The following is a 19864-nucleotide window of genomic DNA, read 5'->3' as shown; positions in this document are numbered from 1 at the left end:
ATGGATCATGATTATTTAACGGTTACCGCCTTAAATCAATATATTCATAAAAAATTTGAAAATGACCCATATTTAAGTAAAGTTTATTTAACTGGTGAATTATCAAACTGGCGTAAGCGCCCAGGCCATCAATATTTTGTCATTAAAGATGACCAATCTGTAATTAGTGCGGTAATGTGGAAAGGTGCGTTTGCTAAGGTTAAATTTGAACCCGAAGAAGGTATGAAGGTTCTGATTACAGGTCGAGTAACGTCTTTTGCAAAAAGTGGTCAATATCAAATTTATGTGGAATCAATGCAGCCTGATGGTGTAGGTAATCTTTATTTAGCTTATGAACAACTAAAAAAGAAGCTTTATGCCGAAGGAATGTTTGATGAAAATCATAAACAACCAATTCCTAAGTACCCCAAACGAATTGCGGTCGTTACTTCTCAAAGTGGGGCAGTTATTCGGGATATTATCGATGCAGTACGTAAACGAGATCCCCATATTCAAGTAGTACTTTATCCAGCTGCTGTACAGGGTGAAGGTGCAGCACAGGAAATTGCTAATCAAATTGAGAAGGTTAATCAAAATGGTGATTTTGATACCTTAATTATTGGTCGTGGTGGAGGATCAATTGAAGATTTATGGCCATTCAACGAAGAAGTAGTCGCTAAGGCAATTTACAATAGCAAAATTCCTGTGATTTCTTCCGTTGGGCATCAAACTGATAACACCATTGCTGATTTAGTAGCTGACAAACGAGCCTCAACTCCGACACAAGCAGGGGTAATTGCATCACCTGAATTAGCAGACGTAATTGCGAACATCCGCAATTTACAAAATGGTTTAGAAAATGCTATGCGTAACATTATCAAAATGGATCAACAAAAATTGGAACATTTACAACAAAGTTATGTATTCAAAGATCCTAGCCGACTTTATGAATCATACAGCCAGCAAGTTGATTTATTAGCAGATCAATTAACCAATGCTTTCAAGAACCAAATGAATCAAAAAGATAGTAGATTATCCTTACTACGTAGTCGTTTAAGCGGAGCATCACCACGTAATTTAGTTGATGCTAAACAAAAACAACTCGAATATTTAAATGCTAATTTAAAACAACATATGAAAGCAGTTTTTGTGACAAAACAAGAGCAGCTTAGTAATAAAGTTGATGCTTTAGACCATTTGAGTCCCTTAAAAATTATGGCGCGTGGATATGGAATGGTTAAAAGTGCTGATAATCACATCGTAAAAAATGTAAGTGACGTTAAAGTCGGAGAAACAATTACTGTTGATTTAAGTGGTGGTAATATCCAAGCTGATATTACTAAAATAAACCAGGAGAGTGAAAAATAATGGTAGAAAAAAGTGCTTCATTTGAAGAAAACATGGCTCAATTAGAACGAATCGTAAATGAATTACAAAGTGGAGATGTTCCGCTAGAAAAAGCCTTAACTGAATTCCAAACCGGAATTAAATTAAGCCAAGCAATGCAAAAAACATTAGAAAATGCGGAAAACACTTTAACGAAGATGGTTAATCCTGATGGCGAGGAAGTTCCATTTAAACGTGATAAAGGATACGAAGCCCAAGACCAAGCTAAATCTAATAATGGAGATTTACCATTCTAATGAATGCCAATAAACAAGTATTACAACAATTTAAAGCTGAATATCTACCTAAAATTGATCAAATTTTACAAAGTGGAATTGAAAAAGCTTCCAACGTTAAATTATTGGATGATTCGATGGAATATTCATTAATGGCTGGGGGAAAAAGACTCCGTCCGTTATTAGTATTAGCAGTTTTGCAGTCCTATGGCATTCAAATCACAGATGAATTAATTAAAGTTAGTAGTGCAGTTGAATTATTGCACACTTATTCATTAATTCATGATGACTTACCAGCGATGGATGATAGTGATACCCGCCGTGGAAAACCATCTAACCATAAAAAATTTGGTGATGATATTGCTACGTTAGCTGGTGATGGTTTATTAACGTTGGCATTTGAATGGTTAGCTGATAATCAACTTCCTGCAGAACAACGGATTACATTAGTTTCATTATTAGCTAATGCCGCCGGTCCTCATGGAATGGTTGAGGGGCAAGTAATTGATGTTTCGTTCGAAGACCGGACCCTTGACTTAGCTGGATTACAAAATTTAGATCGCAAAAAGACTGGAGAATTATTCCATTATTGTATTTTAGCTGGTGCTGTAATGGCAGGAGTTAATGATATTGATCGTAAATCATTATCAGATTTTGCGTGGAATTTTGGAGTTGCTTTTCAAATCTATGATGATATTTTAGATGCACCAACTGAAAGTGATCATGAAGACGTAGACAAAAATACTTATGTTAATTTATTAGGCATGAATGGTGCTAGAGAAAAATTAAGTGAAACTGTTACAGATAGTTTGAAAGCATTAGAAAACTTAGAAAATGCTCAATCAATTGATTTATTAAAATCATTTTTAACGTATTTTCAATTAGGAAAAGGATAATATGGCAGTAGAAAAAGAAAGAGTAGATGTTTTATTAGTTAAACAAGGTTTGTTTGATAGTCGTGAACAAGCTAAGCGAGCTGTGATGGCTGGTGATGTATTAGGTAAAAACGAAGAACGATTGGATAAACCAGGAGTTAAGATTCCAGTTGAAACTAAGCTTCATTTAAAAGGAAATGTAATGCCTTATGTTAGTCGTGGAGGTCTTAAACTAGCTAAAGCTTTAAAGAGCTTTGGGATCTCTGTCGATGGCAAAACGGTTCTTGATATTGGATCATCAACTGGTGGTTTTACGGATGTAATGTTGCAAAATGGCGCTAAGATGAGTTATGCCCTAGATGTTGGTACTAATCAACTTGTCTGGAAATTGCGGAATGATCCTCGAGTACATGTAATGGAAAACACTAACTTCCGTTACAGTAAACCAGAAGATTTCGAAGATGGATTACCAGATTTCGCTTCCATCGATGTATCATTTATTTCACTTCATTTAATTTTGGAACCATTGAAGCATATTTTGAAACCCAATGGTGAAGTAGTAGCTTTGATTAAACCGCAATTTGAAGCTGGTCGTGAAAACGTCGGTAAACATGGAATTGTTCGTGATAGTAAAGTGCACTACGATGTTATCAATAAGGTCATTGGCTTTGCGATTGATGCTGGTTTTTCTGTCTTAGGCTTAGATTTCTCACCAATTAAAGGTGGAGAAGGAAATGTTGAATTTTTAGTTCACCTAAAATCAACCGATAACCCTAGCATTGATCCCGATGTATCTATCAAAGAAGTGCAAGATTCAGCCTATAAGAGTTTAAATAATTAGTTAGGGGGCATCGTTTTGTTAAAAGAGATCTCGATTAAAGATTTTGCAATCATTGACCAATTATCAATTAATTTTGAATCTGGTATGACGGCTCTAACCGGTGAAACTGGTGCCGGAAAATCAATTATTATCGATGCTGTTGGCTTGCTTGCTGGTGGACGTGGTTCACAACATTTCATCAGAACTGGGGCTAACAAATCCGTACTTCAAGGATTGTTTGATATTCCTAAAGGCGGAACTACGGCTGCAAAATTGGATGAATTTGGGATTGATCACGATGATGATAGCGTTATTTTACAACGTGAATTATTTAAAAATGGTCGCAATATTTGTCGGGTTAACGGGATGCTGGTTAACACTAGTACTTTGAAAAAGATTGGTGAAACACTAGTTGATATTTATGGCCAAAATGAACATCAAACTTTAATGCAAAGTGATAAGCACATTTTTTTATTAGATGAATTTATTGGGACGAAATTAAAAGATGTGTTATCTCAATACCAGGACCAATATGATTTATATCTTAAATTAAAGAAACAATTAGCGAATAAAAATCAAAATGAAAAAGAATGGGCTCAACGCCTTGATATGTTACAGTATCAAGTTAACGAGATTGAAAATGAAGATTTAGTTGATGGCGAAGAAGAACAACTCGTCGCAGAGCGAGATCGACTTAATAATTTTCAAACGATTAATCAAAATTTGAATTCAGCACTTGCTAATATTGAAGGTGACGATAATATTAGTCCCATTGATATGATTGGTGATGCAATGAGTTCAATTGAAGATATTGAACGATTGGATGATGAATTTAAATCAATTTCAGAAAATATTAAAAGTGCCTTTTATATGTTACAAGATGCCAGTAAAGAAATTTCTAATCAAATGGATAGTTTAGAATTTGATCCCAATCGGTTAGAAGAGGTTGAAGCTCGATTAAGTACGATTTATGAGTTAAAACATAAATATGGCGATTCTATTCAACAGATTTTAAAATATTATGAAAAAATTTCAGTGGAATTACATGATATGAAGGCTGAGGAAAATAGTGGAACAGATTTAGAAACTCAGTTAGCAGATTGTATTACTAAACTTAATCAGCTTGGAAAAAAACTTAGTGAGATTAGACATCATGGTGCCGATAAATTAAAAGAAAAAATTCAACAACAATTAGCAGATCTTTATATGGATAAAACGGAGTTTGAAGTTCGATTTACTGATTTACCGAAGGATAAGTTTAGTAAAAATGGAATTGAAACCGTGGAATTCTATATTCGCACTAATCCTGGAGAAGCTATGCAACCATTGGCTAAAATTGCTTCTGGTGGGGAACTTTCCCGGATTATGTTAGCTTTGAAGACCATTTTTTCTAAGTTGCAAGGGGTAACTTCAATTATTTTTGATGAAGTAGATACCGGGGTTTCTGGTCGAGTTGCGCAAGCAATTGCTGAAAAAATCCATCATATTAGTATTAAGTCGCAAGCACTATGTATTACACATCTACCACAGGTGGCCGCCATGGCTGATCATCAGTATTATATTTCAAAGCACGTTGATTCTGATAATCGGACTGAAACTAGTGTGCAATTGATTAACGGTCAAGCACGAGTTGAGGAATTAGCGCGGATGTTAGCCGGAACCACTGTAACTAAACTTGCGGTTGAGCATGCGGAAGAGCTTTTAAAGCTTGCTGATGACGAAAAAGCTAAATAACATTAAAATGTAATATAAAATATCTTGATTATTACAGTTAAAAAAGCGATAATGTTCGTACTAAGTAAAATTTGAAGGAGCTGTCTGCATGGCAAAAAGAGGAATGCTAATTGTTCTTTCCGGACCATCTGGTGTTGGTAAAGGAACTGTTAGAAAAGCATTATTTGAAGACCCAACTGTTGATTTTAACTATTCAATCTCTATGACTACTCGGAAACCTAGAGAAGGGGAAGAGAATGGTGTGGATTATTATTTTGTTTCTAAGGAACAATTTGAAGAACACATCAAGAATGGTGAAATGCTTGAATACGCCAAGTATGTTGATAACTATTATGGAACTCCATTAAACTACGTTAACCAACAACTTGATGCTGGTCATGACGTTTTTCTAGAAATCGAAGTTAACGGTGCACTTCAAGTGCGTGCTAATTGTCCTGATGGTGTGTTTATTTTCTTAACTCCACCAGACATTAAAGAATTAAGAAGTCGACTTGTTGGTCGTGGGACTGATGACCTAGAAGTTATCAATAAACGGATCCAAAAAGCTTCAAAAGAAATTCGTATGATGCAAAACTATGATTATGCTATCGTAAATGATAAAATTGAAAATGCTGTTGAACAAATTAAAGATGTTGTCAAAAGTGAAAGATTAAAAGTTAATCGTGTTATGCCAGATTATCTTTCAAGTTTAGGAGATGAAATTTAATGCTTTACCCATCAATTGATAAATTATTAGAAATCGTGGACTCACGTTATTCATTAATCATGCTTGCTAGTAAGCGTGCTGAAGAATTAGACCAAGGTGCTACCCCAATGCTTGCACATTACGTTAATGTTAAGTCAGTTGGAATGGCTCTTGAAGAAATCGCTGCTGGCGTTTTAAAAATTGAACCAGAACACAAATAAATAAACTTTAAACCATTACGTTCGCGTAGTGGTTTTTATTTATCTTACGGTAAATTATTGTATAATTAAGATATTAAAAACGGTTGGAGGAACGTAATGAAGCATCAAAAAATTGTTTTATATGTGACAGGAAGTATTGCTGCTTACAAAGCGGTTTATTTGTTACGTCTTTTCCAAAAACAAGGGGCAGAGGTACGGGTTGTCATGACACCGTTTGCCGAAAAATTTGTCTCAAAACTCACGTTTGCATCATTATGCAAACATCGAGTTTATTCTGACAGCAGTTTTTCTGATCACGGGGAAAATATTGATCACATTGAATTAGCAAAATGGGCTGATATTTCAGTAATTGCCCCAGCATCCGCTGATTTCATTGCTAAAATGGCGCAAGGAATTGCGGATAATTTTGCATTAACGACTTTATTAGCAACAGAAACACCTAAATATGTCGTTCCAGCCATGAATGATGTCATGTGGAATAATTTTGCGACCAAAAAAAACATCGAAACTTTAGCAACAAATCACATTACAATTTTGAATCCTGGATACGGTATGTTAGCGGAAGGTTATGCAGCCCAAGGTCGAATGATGGAACCGGAAGAGATTGTTAATGCAATTAATATCAGTTTGCAAGATAAACCATTAACAGGAAAACACTTTTTAATCACGGCTGGGGGAACAATTGAAGATCTCGATCCAGTTCGTTATATTTCTAATCGTTCGTCTGGAAAAATGGGATATGCGCTAGCTCAAGTAGCAGCCCAACAAGGTGCAGATGTTACATTAATTAGTGCTAACTCACATCTAGCAGATCCCCAAAACATGAAAATTATTAAAGTTAAAACAAGTGATGAACTAAAGGATGCAATTATGCAGCAATTACCAGCTAATGATGTCTTAGTTATGGCAGCTGCAGTTAGTGATTTCAAACCAGTTGCGGTCGCTACACAAAAAATTAAAAAAAGTGAAAATAGTGATGAACTAGTTTTACATCTTAAGAAGACTGCTGACATTTTGAAATTAGTTGCTAACGTGATACGAGCCAATCAACTAATTGTGGGCTTCGCTGCGGAAACTAACAATGTCCAGAAGAATGCCGAAAATAAATTAAATAAAAAACATTTAGATATGATTGTTTTAAATGATGTGTCTAATCAAAAAATTGGTTTTGGAAGTGATGATAATCAAGTTACTCTGATCAACAAAACTGGAATTATCAGACAAACCGGAATTGAAAGTAAACAACAAATTGCGCAAGAAATTATCCAAGTGATTGAAGATCAACTTAACTAGAGAGGAGGGAATCGATGCAAATAGCTCATATTATTGTAGATGTTCCCACCATGCAAACTAATGCTCCTTATTCTTATCTAGTTCCAGCTGATTTACAAGACACGCTTAGTAAAGGAATGCGAGTAATTGTGCCATTTGGTAATGGTAATCGCAAAATTGAAGGATTTGTGGTTGGCTTAGAACCAGTGACTGATCAAGATACATCTAAGTTAAAAGAAATTAGCTCCGTTATGGATTTTGAGCCGGTTTTAGATGATGAGTTACTCGAATTATCAAAATGGCTAGCTGATAAGACTTATGCTTTTCGAATTAGCTGTTTATTAACAATGCTTCCTAATGTGATGAAGGCTAAATATGCTAAAGTAGTGAAGAAAAATCATCAGCTTACGGATCCAATCCTAGATAAAAAAATTTCGCCAAATTTAAGCACGCCATTAGATGACAAACATTTTACTGAGAAGGAAATCAATCAGTTAATTTCATTGCAAAAATCGCATGACGTGGATATTGAATATGTCGTGAAAAATGAAGCTAAAGCTAAGACGGAATTAGCGATTCAAAATCAAATTACTGATTTTGCGGATGTTAAAAGTAAGTTGAGTAAAACCGCGAAAGCGCAACAACATTTGTTAGCGGTTTTACAAGACCATCCAACTGACAAATTAATTCAAAAAAAGTTAGTTGCTGAAGAAGGAGTTTCGCCGTCTGCAATTAAAGCCTTTGCTACCAAGGGCTGGATTAAGAAACTGCAAGTAGAAAAGTATCGTAATCCATATAAACATGAAATTGTACGAGATCAGCCGAAACATTTAACCACAGAACAAGAAAATGCAGTTTTAGAGATTGATCAGGCCATTAAGAAGCGAAAATCAGAAACCTTTCTAATCGAGGGAGTTACTGGGTCTGGAAAGACGGAAGTTTATTTACAAAATATTCAAACCGCTTTAAACGAGGGACGTCAGGCTTTAATGTTAGTACCAGAAATCGCCTTAACTCCACAGATGGTTAACCGGGTGAAAAATCGCTTTGGTAATCAAGTTGCAATCCTTCATAGTGGCTTATCCAATGGGGAACGGTATGATGAATGGCGTCGAATTCGGGCTGGAAAAGCCCAAGTGGTTGTAGGAGCTCGTTCGGCGGTGTTTGCACCATTACAAAATATTGGACTCATTATTTTAGATGAAGAACATGATACTAGTTACAAACAAGATGATAATCCCCGCTATCATACACGAGACGTGGCAATTTGGCGTTCTAAGTATCATCATTGCCCAGTTGTGCTAGGAAGTGCGACCCCATCTTTAGAATCGCGTGCGCGGGCCGGAAAGGGTGTTTATCACTTTATTCGTTTAACCCAACGTGTGAACCAGCAAAAGCTTCCAGAGGTGGAAATTGTGGATATGACGCAAGAAGTTTCTAAAACTGGTGATATCTTTTCCGAAGAACTACTTAGTAGCATTAATGAAAAATTAGCTAAACATGAACAGATTGTTTTAATGTTGAACCGACGGGGATTTTCCTCATTCATGATGTGTCGAGATTGTGGGCATGTGTTAATGTGTCCCAATTGTGATATCTCATTAACGATGCATTTAGATAGTCATACCATGAAATGTCATTATTGCGGCTTCGAAGAACCCATTCCCAATGTTTGTCCTAATTGCCATAGTCATAACATTCGTTACTTTGGGACGGGAACGGAAAAGGTCGAAAAAGAGTTACAGCAATTACTCCCGCATGCTAGAATCTTGCGGATGGACGTTGATACGACGAAACGCAAAGGTGCACATGAACGAATTTTACGAGAGTTTGGTAATCAAGATGCGGATATCTTGTTAGGAACGCAAATGATTGCGAAAGGATTAGATTTCCCCAATGTCACGTTAGTAGGTGTTTTAAATGCCGATACCGGACTAGATTTACCAGATTTTCGTGCTAGTGAGCGGACCTTTGATTTATTGACTCAAGTTGCAGGTCGGGCTGGGCGAGCGGATAAAGAAGGAAAAGTTATTATTCAAACGTTTAACCCGGAACACTACGCTATTCAGTTAGTTAAGCGACAAGACTATGAAGCTTTTTACAAAAGGGAAATGAAACTACGTCACTTGGCTGGATATGCACCATACTTTTTTACGGTTCAGCTCACGGTTAGTTCCACTAAAGAAGACCAAGCAGCCAAGATGTCTTATGAAATCTTGAATTACTTAAAGGGACAATTATCGAGTAAGACAATGATTTTAGGACCAACACCACGTCCCATTGCCAGAATTAAAAACCGATACTATTATCAAATCATTATTAAATATAAAGTTGATCAACATTTAGCGGATGCCTTGGAACATATTTTGCAAGGATCACAAAAGGAGAGTCGCAAAGGATTACGGATTGCGATTGACTCTGAACCAGTCAACTTTATGTAAGGAGAAAACACATGGAATCAATCGTATTTATGGGAACACCTCAATTTAGTGTTCCAATTCTACAAGCGTTAAACGAAAAATATAACATTTTAGCAGTTATTACCCAACCAGACCGGCCCGTTGGAAGAAAACGGAAGATTTTACCAACTCCTGTGAAACAAGCAGCTGTTGATTTGAATCTACCAGTATTTCAACCAGAAAAGCTTAGTGGTAGCGAAGCAATGCAAAAAGTGATTGATATGCAACCAGACTTTATTATTACAGCTGCATACGGGCAATTCTTACCAACTAAATTATTAAACGCTGCAAAGATTGCGGCCGTTAATGTCCATGGGTCATTATTACCTAAGTATCGGGGTGGGGCACCGGTGCAATATTCAATTATGAATGGCGATGCTGAAACTGGGATTACGATTATGTATATGGTAAAAGCCATGGATGCAGGTGATATCATTTCTCAACAAGCTATTGCTATTACAGATCAAGACGATACTGCTAGCATGTTTGATAAGTTAAGTATTGTTGGACGTGACTTACTATTGGAAACATTGCCTAAGATTGCAACAGGTGACATTAATCCAATTAAACAAGACGAAAGTAACGTAGTATTCTCACCAAACATTAAACGGGAAGAAGAAGTCCTTGATTTCAATCAAACTGCCTGGATGTTAGATTGTAAGGTTCGAGCTTTACGTCCAGATCCAATTGCTTATGCTTTTGTCGGTGGGAAACGTTTCAAGATTTGGAATGCAAATGCGGTTGCGGATGCTAAGACAGAGTTGCAACCGGGACAAGTTGTTTACCGTGATAAACATACCCTACAAATTGCAGCAGGAAATGGAACTGTGCTTCAACTAAATGAGGTACAACCAGCTGGAAAACCCAAGAAGACAATTACAGATTTCTTGAACGGAAATCAAAAACTAGCGATAGGAGATCAATTCATTGACGAAAGATAATAATAGAAACCCCCGTTACTTAGCTGTCAAAACGTTGGAACGTATTTCTGATGGGGCATATTCCAATCTTCAAATTAATAACGTAATTGATTCAACTAAAATGTCAGAAAAAGATACGCGTTTATTTACTAATATCGTGTATGGAGTTATCCAACATCGGTTAACATTTGAATACTACGTTAATAATTTGGTAAAACATCCCGGTAAGTTAAAGAACTGGGTAAAAGAACTACTTTATACAGCTATCTACCAAATGCAGTATTTAGACAAAGTTCCTAATCGAGCAATCTTTGATGAATCAATTGAAATCGCCAAATTCAGAGGACATGATGGGATTAGACGATTAGTTACTGGAGTCTTACACAAAATCGACCGGGAAGGATTACCTAAGATTAAAGGTAAAAACGCACTTGATACTCAATCTATCAAGTACAGTGTACCCACTTGGATTATTAAACAATTGAACAATCAAGTCGGTAAGGAAAAGACCGTCTCAATCTTAGAAAGTATTAATCAACCTGCCAATCAATCAATTCGGATCAACATCAAGAAAATCCAACGCGATGAGTTAGTTAAAGAACTCGAACGAATTGGTTTTGAAGTTCGTGATAGTGAAGTGGCGGCGGATGCTTTAGTAGTTAAAAAAGGTGTCGCAGCTCATACTGCTTTGTTTAAAGAAGGTTTCTACACTATCCAAGATGAAAGCGCGATGTTACCAGTCCAATCAATGGCAATTGGTGATGATGATTATGTACTTGATGCTTGTGCTGCTCCTGGTGGGAAGACTACTCAAATTGCAGAACATTTAACCACTGGTTTAGTAGTGGCACTTGATTTACATGAAAATAAACTCCACAAAATTATGGAAAATGCAGAACGAATGGGTCTAGAAGAAAATATTGAAGTCCATGCCTGTGATGCACGTAAAGTTGATGATATTTATGAAGATGATGTTTTTGATAAAATCTTAGTTGATGCTCCTTGTTCTGGATTAGGTTTAATTAGACGTAAACCAGAAATTAGATATGAAAAATCGATTGAAGATGTTGAACAATTAGCAACAATTCAAGGTGAAATTCTTGATGCAGTAGCTCCTAAACTTAAAGTTGGTGGGCAACTAGTATATAGTACTTGCACAATTTTAAATCAAGAAAATTCTAAGACGGTGAAAGCTTTCTTAGACAAGCATCCTGAATTTGAAGAAATTAAAGTGCAAACAGCTTTAGGTATCAAAGCTGATCGTCGTGAAGATTATTTGAAGATTTTCCCAGATGATTTTGGATCAGATGGATTCTTCATCGCTGGATTCAAGAAAATTAAATAGGAGAATTTATGAAAACAGGTAAAATTTACCAATCATTGAGCGGGTTCTATGATGTCAATTCTGATGGACAAATCTATCGAACTCGTGCTCGTGGTAATTTTCGAAAGAAAATGATTAAACCATTAGTTGGTGATGAAGTTGAATTTGATGTGACTAATGGTGATGAAGGTTACATTTTGAAAATATTACCCCGGAAAAACGAATTGGTTCGGCCACCAATTGCAAATACTGATCAAGCAATCGTAGTTGTTTCAGTAATTGAACCAGATTTTTCTGAAATTTTATTAGATAAAGAACTTGTAACGTTGGAAAAAGAAAAAATTACGCCAATTATCTATTTTTCAAAATTAGATTTAGTTTCGGAAAAACAAGTTGATCATTTTACTAAGATAGCTGCTGATTATGAAAAATTAGTTGGATATAAAGTGATTTATTCAGCTAATCGGGAAGAAAATTATCAAGAACTACGAGATCTTGTTAAAGACAAACAATCAGTAATTATGGGTCAAACTGGAGCCGGTAAATCAACTTTACTTAATCATTTAGATCCTAGTTTGAATCTCGAAACCGGTGAAGTTTCTAAGGCGTTAAGTCGTGGTAAACATACAACTCGTAAGGTATCATTTATTACTATAAATGGCGGAATTATTGCAGATACGCCTGGATTTTCATCATTTGAATCGGCAAATATTCAATTAAATGATTTGAAGAACTATTTTCCGGAGTTTGTTCGTGTGGCATCTGAATGTAAGTTTAGAGAATGTTTGCACATTAATGAGCCTGGTTGTGCTGTGAAAAAAGGTGTCGAAAATGGTACAATTTTAACGAGTAGGTATGATGACTATCTCAAACAATATGCATTAATTAAGAGTCAAAAAATAATTTATAAAAGAAAAAAGGGGAAATAAAAATGATTAAAGTTGCGCCTTCAATTTTAAGTGCTGATTACGTAAATCTTCAAAAATCAATTGAAGAAGTTGATAAGGCTGGAGCCGAAGTTTTACATATTGACGTTATGGATGGAATGTTTGTTCCTGCTATTTCTTATGGACCAAACTGGGTTAAAGCAATTCGTCCAATTACCAATATGGAATTAGATTGTCATTTGATGATTGAAAATCCAGAACGTTATATTGATACTTTTGCCGATGCTGGTGCTGATTTAATTGGAGTTCACGTTGAAGCTACTCAACATATTCATCGTGCACTTCAAATGATTAAAAAACGCGGTGTTAAAGCTGAAGTTGTTATTAACCCAGGTACTCCAGTTAGTTTAATCGAACCAATTTTATACATGGTTGATCAAGTATTGGTTATGACAGTTAACCCTGGCTTTGGTGGTCAAAAATTCATTCCTGAAACAATTTCAAAAATTGCTGAATTAAACCGGATTAGAAATGAAAAAGATAATATTGATTTCGATATTGAAATTGATGGTGGAGTAAACGACAAGACAGTTGTTAAGGCTTATGAAGCCGGTGCTAATGTCGCTGTTGCTGGTTCTTATGTATTTGATGCTGAGGATCCTGCAGCAAGAATTCAAGCTATTAAAAAAGCAACTGATTTCTAGTTATGGATCAAATTAATTTGTTAGTTGGTGGTCCTAAAACAGAATGGCCAACTGAATTAGTTGATGGTAAAGTTTCAGGACCATTTATTGGGGTTGATCGTGGTACCTTAGAATTAATTAAAATGGGAATTAAACCGATTGCAGCAGTTGGTGACTTTGATTCAGTTAATGAAGTTGAATTTAAACTAATTCAAGATACAGTTGCTGATATCCATCAATCTAATCCAATTAAGGATTATACTGATACTGAAATTGCCTTGCAATATGTAATGAAACATTATCCAGAGGCTGAAATCGTGATTTATGGATTCTCTGGTGGACGTTTAGATCAATTGATGACTAACATCTTAATGATGCAAAAGCCAGAGTTTAAAGCCTTGGTTAATAAAGTCACGATGATTGATCGACAAAACTGGGTCAGATTTTTTATTCCTGGTAAACACCAGATTACTAAAGTTACTGGTATGAAGTATTTAGACTTTGTTAATTTGGAAAGTACCAATTTAACTTTATTTGATGAAAAATATACTTTAGATAATTATGAAGTTAAAGTACCAACATCATTTTCTAGTAATGAATTTATGTCAGATACCGCGACTTTTGCGTTTGATAGGGGAATTTTAACTGTTATTCAAAGTAAAGATTAAAAAATAAACAAAAAAAGAAGCAATCACTTAGGTGATTGCTTCTTTTTTTAATTAATTAACTAATTAAACGGTATAAAGATTATACACGTTTGAATTTACCAGATTTTAATGTTCTAGCACTCAACCAAACGCGTTTTGGTTTACCATCTACTAAAATACGAACCTTTTGAAGGTTTGGCTTCCAACTTCTTCTTGAAGAGTTTAAAGCGTGTGAACGACGGTTACCAAAGTGGGTTCTTTTTCCTGTTAATGCATCTTTTGCCATGAAAATATCCCTCCCTTTTATTTTTTAATTAAAACGTATTAAACTACATATCTAAATTTAGCATATAACTGCTATAAATGCAATCTTTCTTTCAAGTATTTGTACTTGACACCCCAATCGTAATAAAAATTTTGGTTTTAATTACCATTATGGTAAGATTAGGTATCGATATTAACTTATAAATTAAGGAGATGCATACGCGATGGCTGTTAAGATGAATACTCAATACGGCTCAATTAACATTGATAATGATGTTATTGCAACCGTTGTTGGTGGTGCAGCAACTGATAACTATGGTGTTGTCGGTATGGCAAGTAAAAATCAATTAAAAGATAACATGAATGAAATTTTACGTAGAGATGCATATTCACGTGGTGTTGTTGTACGTCAAGTCGAAAATAAGATTGAAGTAGACGTTAATATCATTGTTAGCTACGGTACTAAAATTTCTGAAGTATCACGTACTGTACAAGATAAAGTTAAATACAATTTAGAATCAATGCTCGGTGTTACAGCTGATGCAGTTAATGTAATCGTTCAAGGCGTAAAAGTGATTAACGATTAATTAGTTTGAATTAAAAGGGAGATTGGATAATAGTGCCAGTAACGAAGATTACGACTAAAGAGTTCGACCAAATGGTTCAAGCTGCATCAGTCGTGTTAAAAAATAATGCAGAGTTTATTAACTCATTAAACGTTTTTCCGGTTCCAGATGGTGATACCGGTACAAATATGAGCCTTTCAATGGCTAGTGGTGCAAAGTATGTTGCTAACTCAACTGAAAATACAGTTGGGGGAAAAGCTTCTGCTTTAGCCAAGGGATTATTAATGGGAGCTCGTGGAAACTCTGGAGTTATTCTCTCACAGATTTTCCGTGGATTTGCCAAAGATGTCGAAGGTAAAGATACACTAGATGCTCATGAGCTTGCCGCAGCAGTTACTGCAGGGGCAAAAACTGCTTACAAGTCAGTTATGAAGCCAACTGAAGGAACTATTCTAACTGTTGTTAGATATGCTGCTAACGCAGGTCACAAAGCAGCTGAAGAAACTGATGATTGCGCAAAAGTGATGGACGCAATTAAAGCTGGGGCTCAAGAAGCACTTGCTTTAACTCCTGACTTGTTACCAGTCCTTAAACAAGTTGGAGTAGTTGATTCTGGTGGACAAGGCCTTACATTTGTCTTTGAAGCTTTTGATGACATTTTAAATGGTCGCGAAGCTTCAACTGATGTTCGTGAAAAATTCAACGTAGAATCAAATAAAATGGATCAAATGGTTAATAATGACCATCACGAAAGTGCCCAAGGACAGTTAAACCCGGAAGACATCGTATTTGGTTATTGTACTCAAATGACAGTTCGCTTTGGTAAAGGCAAGGAAGTTGAAAAAGAATTTGATTATGATACTTTTTACAATTATTTAGCTCCATTAGGTGATTCATTATTGGTTATCAATGATGATGAAGTTGCCAAAGTTCATGTGCATACTGAACAACCAGGTAAAGTATTAACCTGGGGTCAAAAATTTGGTGATTTGATTAGCATTAAAATTGACAATATGCGTAGTCAACAAGAAGAAATCATGGAAAGTGATGAAGAAGTTGACAACCAACCAGTTAATACTGAAAAAGAAGAACCAAAAGAATTGGCTGTAATTTCAGTAGTTGCTGGTAAGGGCTTAGAAAAGTTATTTAAGAGTCTTGGAGTTACCAACATTATTAGTGGTGGTCAAACTATGAACCCAAGTACTGAAGACATTGTTAATGCAGTTAATAATTCAAATGCTAAACAAGCAATTGTGTTGCCTAACAACAAGAATATTTTCTTAGCAGCTGAACAAGCTGAAAGTTTAACAGATATTCCAATGAAGGTTGTTCACACTAAGACGATTCAACAAGGTTTAACGGCTATGTTTTCATTCAATCCGGCTGCTTCAATTGAAGACAACCAAACTGCAATGGATGATTCACTAGATACAGTGAAAAGTGGTCAAGTAACCGCTGCCGTTCGTGATACTAAGATTAATGGTCTTGATATCAAAAAAGGTAGTTATATGGGAATTGTTGACGGTAAAATCGAAGTGATTGAAGATACTTTGAATGCTGCTGCAATTTCAATGCTAAAAGAAATGTTAGACGAAGACAGTGAAAATGTAACCATTATTTTTGGTGAAGGTGCTAACCAATCAGATGCAGATCAGATTGAATCAGCAGCGATGGAAGCTGATCCAGAACTTGAAGTTGAAGTTCACGAAGGTGATCAACCGGTATATCCATTACTTATCTCTGTTGAATAACAAAACATCAAAAAACTGTTAATCGTAAATGATTAGCAGTTTTTTCTTTTAATTTCTAAAGAAAGGAGAATATATATGAAAAGTTTAACTGATTCAGTGACTGTCTTAAATGGAGTCGGACCTAAAAAACAAGAGGCTCTTTTTGATTTGGATATTCATACGGTTTTTGATTTATTAACTTATTTTCCTTTTCGTTATGAAGATTTTGCACCAAAAAACATTCATGAGATTGCTGATCAACAAACTGTAACTATTAAAGGTGAAATTGCGGCTGAACCGACAGTTCAATTTTATGGACGACGTAAAAGTCGTCTAACAGTTCGTTTGTTAGTTGGTCATGATGTGATTCCAGTAACTTTTTTTAATCAAACATGGCTAAAGAAACAATTAGAGACCGGGCAAGAGGTACTGGTTCATGGTAAGTTCAATACAGCTAGCAAAGCATTAACTGGTATGAAATTAATGAAACCAAGTGATGAAAAAAATTTTAGTGCCATTTATTCAGTCAATAGCAAAATTACTCAAAAAACGTTACGGCAAATCATTCAACAAGCCTTTGATGAATATTATGATGTAATTGATGATTTTGTTCCCAAATGGGTAATTAATAAATTTAGATTAGAATCATTTAGAACCGTCATTCATGATATGCACTTTCCCAAAGACCGTAATGAAGTTAAAGCAGCTTTAAGAACAGCTAAATTTAACGAATTTTTCTTATTTCAGATGCAAATGCAAACCCTTAAAACTAATAATCATAAAGATCCCCATGCCCGTGTAATGGCCGACAAATTAACGCTAATGCCGTTTATTGAAGGTCTACCATATGCATTGACTAATGCCCAAGATCGCGTGGTAAATGAAATTTTAGCAGATTTGCATCGTCCATATGCCATGAATCGCTTATTACAAGGTGATGTAGGAAGTGGAAAAACCGTGGTTGCTGCGATTGCCATTTTAGCAACCATTTTATCTGGTAAACAGGCTGTCATGTTGGCACCTACTGAAATTCTAGCAGAACAACACGCTAATGGATTAGCTAAGTTATTTGAAGGAACAAACGTTAATGTTGCTTTATTAACGGGAGATACGCCAGCATCGGCAAGAAAACAGTTATTACCACGTATTAAAGATGGTTCAATTAATTTAATCATTGGAACACATGCGTTATTTCAAGATAAAGTTAAGTATAAAGATCTTGGGTTAGCTGTCATTGATGAACAACATCGATTTGGGGTTAATCAACGGCGTAAAATGCGGGAAAAAGGAAAGGCTACCAATGTCTTATCAATGACTGCAACTCCAATTCCACGTACATTATCAATTACTGCTTACGGTGAAATGGACGTTTCTGTTATTGATGAATTGCCAGGTGGCCGTAAGCCAATTAAAACGACCTGGATTAAAAATTCACAGACTAAAACGATGCTTAATTTTCTACATAAACATTTAAAAAACCATGAGCAAGCGTATGTCGTTGTCCCTTTGATTGAAGAATCAGAGGTAATGGATATGCGAAATGTGACAGAAACTTATGAAAAATTTCAACAATACTTTGGCAATGAATTCAAAGTTGGTTTAATGCACGGTAAATTGAATGATGACGAAAAGAATAAAGTCATGCAAGATTTTAAGGATAATCAGACGCAAATTTTAGTTTCAACTACGGTTGTGGAAGTTGGAGTTGATGTTTCAAATGCTAGTGTGATGGTGATTTTTGATGCCGATCACTTTGGATTAGCTCAATTACATCAATTGCGTGGCCGAGTTGGACGGGGATCACAACAATCGTATTGTATTTTAATTGCAGATCCCAAAAATGAAGTTGGAATTAAGCGTATGAACGTTATGAGTTCCTCGACTGATGGTTTCTTTATTTCTCAAAAAGATTTAGAATTAAGAGGTCCGGGCGATGTGCTAGGTAAGCAACAATCAGGATTACCATCATTTCATGTTGGTGACCCAATTGCTGATTTAAATATTTTAAGTGCAGCTCAAGACGTAGCTAAACAAGTTACGGATAATGACAACTGGAAAAAACTTGATGAAAATCAAGAATTAGTAAAACATTTAACAACTTTAAATGACAACACATCTTTTGATTAAGGGAGTATGGAATATGATTAGACTTGCAGTAGACGCCATGGGTGGCGATGATGCACCAGAATCAGTAGTTGAAGGTGTTGAATTAGCACGTAATGAACGTGATGATATCGAATTTTTATTATTCGGTGATGAAAAACAAATCCGACCACTATTGAGTGATGATAAAAATATTAAAATTATTCAAGCTGATGAAGTTATTACGATGGAAGATGAACCGGTTCGCGCTGTAAAACGAAAGAAAAATTCAAGTTTAGTTCTGGCTGCTAAAGCTGTAAAAAATGGCGATGCCGATGCTTTAGTTTCAATTGGTAGTAGTGGTGCGTTATTAGTAGCATCATTATTAATCTTAGGACGTATTAAGGGAATTGATCGTCCTGGGTTTACTGCTACTATGCCGGTGATGAATAGTGATCGTGGATTTACGATGGTTGATGCTGGTGCCAATGCAGATGCCAAAGTTGCAAACATTGAACAATATGCTTTACTTGGTAAATATTATTCAGAACACGTTAGTCATGTGAAAAATCCTCGGGTTGGATTAATTAACAATGGTACCGAAGCTGATAAGGGTGATATGATTCACCGTAAGATGCATGATGCTCTTCAAGTAATGGGCGACAATGGTGAAATTAATTTCATCGGTAATATCGAATCACGGGAACTTCTAAATGGAGTTGCTGATGTAGTTGTTACCGATGGATTTACTGGAAATGCCGTACTTAAATCAATTGAAGGAACAGCGATGTCAATTATGGGAATGCTGAAAGATTCCATTATGCATGGTGGCATTAAAGCTAAACTCGGTGCATTACTCTTAAAAGATAGCCTTAAAAAGATGGCTAATAAAATGGATTATAAAAGATATGGCGGAGCCGTTTTACTAGGGATTAAATCCCCTGTAGTTAAAGGACATGGAAATAGTGATCCGAAAACAGTTAAGTATGTATTATTTAATGCTGCTGAAATTGTAAAATCCGGTTATGTTGAATCAGTAAAGAATCATTTTACTAAGGTTGCTGAAGAAAAAGCAGCTGAAAAAGAATAAAAAA

19 protein-coding genes are annotated in these 19864 nt (G+C 35.6%); 18 read left to right on the top strand and 1 reads right to left on the bottom strand.

Annotated features, from left to right (window positions below):
- The 14 genes from xseA (at position 1) to ACQW5G_RS08080 (ending at position 14149) form a co-directional block, all read left to right on the top strand.
- Positions 1-1347 (top strand): exodeoxyribonuclease VII large subunit, encoded by a 1347-nt coding sequence (gene xseA, locus ACQW5G_RS08145; protein ID WP_429970963.1) that lies wholly within the window; start codon positions 1-3, stop codon positions 1345-1347.
- The gene (locus tag ACQW5G_RS08140) at positions 1347-1622 is read left to right on the top strand and encodes an exodeoxyribonuclease VII small subunit (RefSeq protein WP_429970962.1); all 276 of its coding nucleotides are present in this window, start codon (positions 1347-1349) and stop codon (positions 1620-1622) included. The genes xseA and ACQW5G_RS08140 overlap by 1 nt, the downstream gene beginning before the upstream one ends.
- Complete coding sequence (locus ACQW5G_RS08135; RefSeq protein ID WP_429970961.1) at positions 1622-2497, top strand: polyprenyl synthetase family protein; 876 nt, start codon at positions 1622-1624, stop codon at positions 2495-2497. Before ACQW5G_RS08140 ends, ACQW5G_RS08135 begins: the two co-directional genes overlap by 1 nt.
- 1 nt (position 2498) lies before the next feature.
- Positions 2499-3317, top strand: a complete 819-nt coding sequence (locus ACQW5G_RS08130; protein WP_429970960.1) for a TlyA family RNA methyltransferase — start codon at positions 2499-2501, stop codon at positions 3315-3317.
- A 15-nt stretch (positions 3318-3332) separates the two neighbouring features.
- Positions 3333-5030, top strand: coding sequence for a DNA repair protein RecN (recN, locus tag ACQW5G_RS08125; protein WP_429970959.1), 1698 nt, complete (start codon positions 3333-3335; stop codon positions 5028-5030).
- Positions 5031-5118: 88 nt separating this feature from the next.
- A complete protein-coding gene (gene gmk, locus ACQW5G_RS08120) occupies positions 5119-5736 on the top strand; it encodes a guanylate kinase (RefSeq protein ID WP_429970958.1) in 618 nt (205 codons plus the stop codon).
- Positions 5736-5936, top strand: a complete 201-nt coding sequence (gene rpoZ, locus ACQW5G_RS08115) for a DNA-directed RNA polymerase subunit omega (RefSeq protein WP_429970957.1) — start codon at positions 5736-5738, stop codon at positions 5934-5936. Before gmk ends, rpoZ begins: the two co-directional genes overlap by 1 nt.
- Before the next feature lie 96 nt (positions 5937-6032).
- Positions 6033-7229, top strand: a complete 1197-nt coding sequence (gene coaBC / locus ACQW5G_RS08110; RefSeq protein WP_429970956.1) for a bifunctional phosphopantothenoylcysteine decarboxylase/phosphopantothenate--cysteine ligase CoaBC — start codon at positions 6033-6035, stop codon at positions 7227-7229.
- Positions 7230-7243: 14 nt separating this feature from the next.
- On the top strand, positions 7244-9649 hold the full coding sequence (priA, locus tag ACQW5G_RS08105; protein WP_429970955.1) for a primosomal protein N': 2406 nt from the start codon (positions 7244-7246) through the stop codon (positions 9647-9649).
- Positions 9650-9660: 11 nt separating this feature from the next.
- Entirely contained in the window at positions 9661-10608 is a 948-nt protein-coding gene (gene fmt / locus ACQW5G_RS08100) for a methionyl-tRNA formyltransferase (protein ID WP_429970954.1), read from the top strand.
- Positions 10586-11932, top strand: a complete 1347-nt coding sequence (rsmB, locus tag ACQW5G_RS08095; RefSeq protein WP_429971908.1) for a 16S rRNA (cytosine(967)-C(5))-methyltransferase RsmB — start codon at positions 10586-10588, stop codon at positions 11930-11932. Before fmt ends, rsmB begins: the two co-directional genes overlap by 23 nt.
- Before the next feature lie 8 nt (positions 11933-11940).
- Positions 11941-12840 carry a ribosome small subunit-dependent GTPase A gene (gene rsgA / locus ACQW5G_RS08090; protein WP_429970953.1) on the top strand — a complete coding sequence of 300 codons (900 nt, stop codon included), beginning with the start codon at positions 11941-11943 and terminating at the stop codon, positions 12838-12840.
- 2 nt (positions 12841-12842) lie between these two features.
- Positions 12843-13502: a ribulose-phosphate 3-epimerase gene (gene rpe / locus ACQW5G_RS08085; protein ID WP_429970952.1), complete on the top strand. Its 660-nt coding sequence runs from the start codon at positions 12843-12845 to the stop codon at positions 13500-13502.
- Positions 13503-13504: 2 nt separating this feature from the next.
- On the top strand, positions 13505-14149 hold the full coding sequence (locus ACQW5G_RS08080) for a thiamine diphosphokinase (RefSeq protein WP_429970951.1): 645 nt from the start codon (positions 13505-13507) through the stop codon (positions 14147-14149).
- A gap of 79 nt (positions 14150-14228) precedes the next feature.
- Here ACQW5G_RS08080 and rpmB read toward each other — a convergent pair whose 3' ends face one another.
- Positions 14229-14414, bottom strand: coding sequence for a 50S ribosomal protein L28 (gene rpmB, locus ACQW5G_RS08075; RefSeq protein ID WP_014081953.1), 186 nt, complete (start codon positions 14412-14414; stop codon positions 14229-14231).
- A 202-nt stretch (positions 14415-14616) separates the two neighbouring features.
- Here rpmB and ACQW5G_RS08070 point away from each other — a divergent pair, with 202 nt between their 5' ends.
- From ACQW5G_RS08070 to plsX, 4 genes are all read left to right on the top strand, one after another.
- A complete protein-coding gene (locus ACQW5G_RS08070) occupies positions 14617-14979 on the top strand; it encodes an Asp23/Gls24 family envelope stress response protein (RefSeq protein ID WP_429970950.1) in 363 nt (120 codons plus the stop codon).
- Between the two features lie 32 nt (positions 14980-15011).
- Complete coding sequence (locus ACQW5G_RS08065) at positions 15012-16709, top strand: DAK2 domain-containing protein (RefSeq protein WP_429970949.1); 1698 nt, start codon at positions 15012-15014, stop codon at positions 16707-16709.
- A 75-nt stretch (positions 16710-16784) separates the two neighbouring features.
- Complete coding sequence (recG, locus tag ACQW5G_RS08060) at positions 16785-18815, top strand: ATP-dependent DNA helicase RecG (protein WP_429970948.1); 2031 nt, start codon at positions 16785-16787, stop codon at positions 18813-18815.
- 13 nt (positions 18816-18828) lie between these two features.
- Entirely contained in the window at positions 18829-19860 is a 1032-nt protein-coding gene (gene plsX, locus ACQW5G_RS08055; protein ID WP_429970947.1) for a phosphate acyltransferase PlsX, read from the top strand.
- Positions 19861-19864 lie beyond the last annotated feature (4 nt).

It is taken from the genome of Fructilactobacillus sp. Tb1 (assembly GCF_050500285.1).
Taxonomy (GTDB): domain Bacteria; phylum Bacillota; class Bacilli; order Lactobacillales; family Lactobacillaceae; genus Fructilactobacillus.
This window is presented reverse-complemented; position numbering and strand designations above follow the sequence as displayed.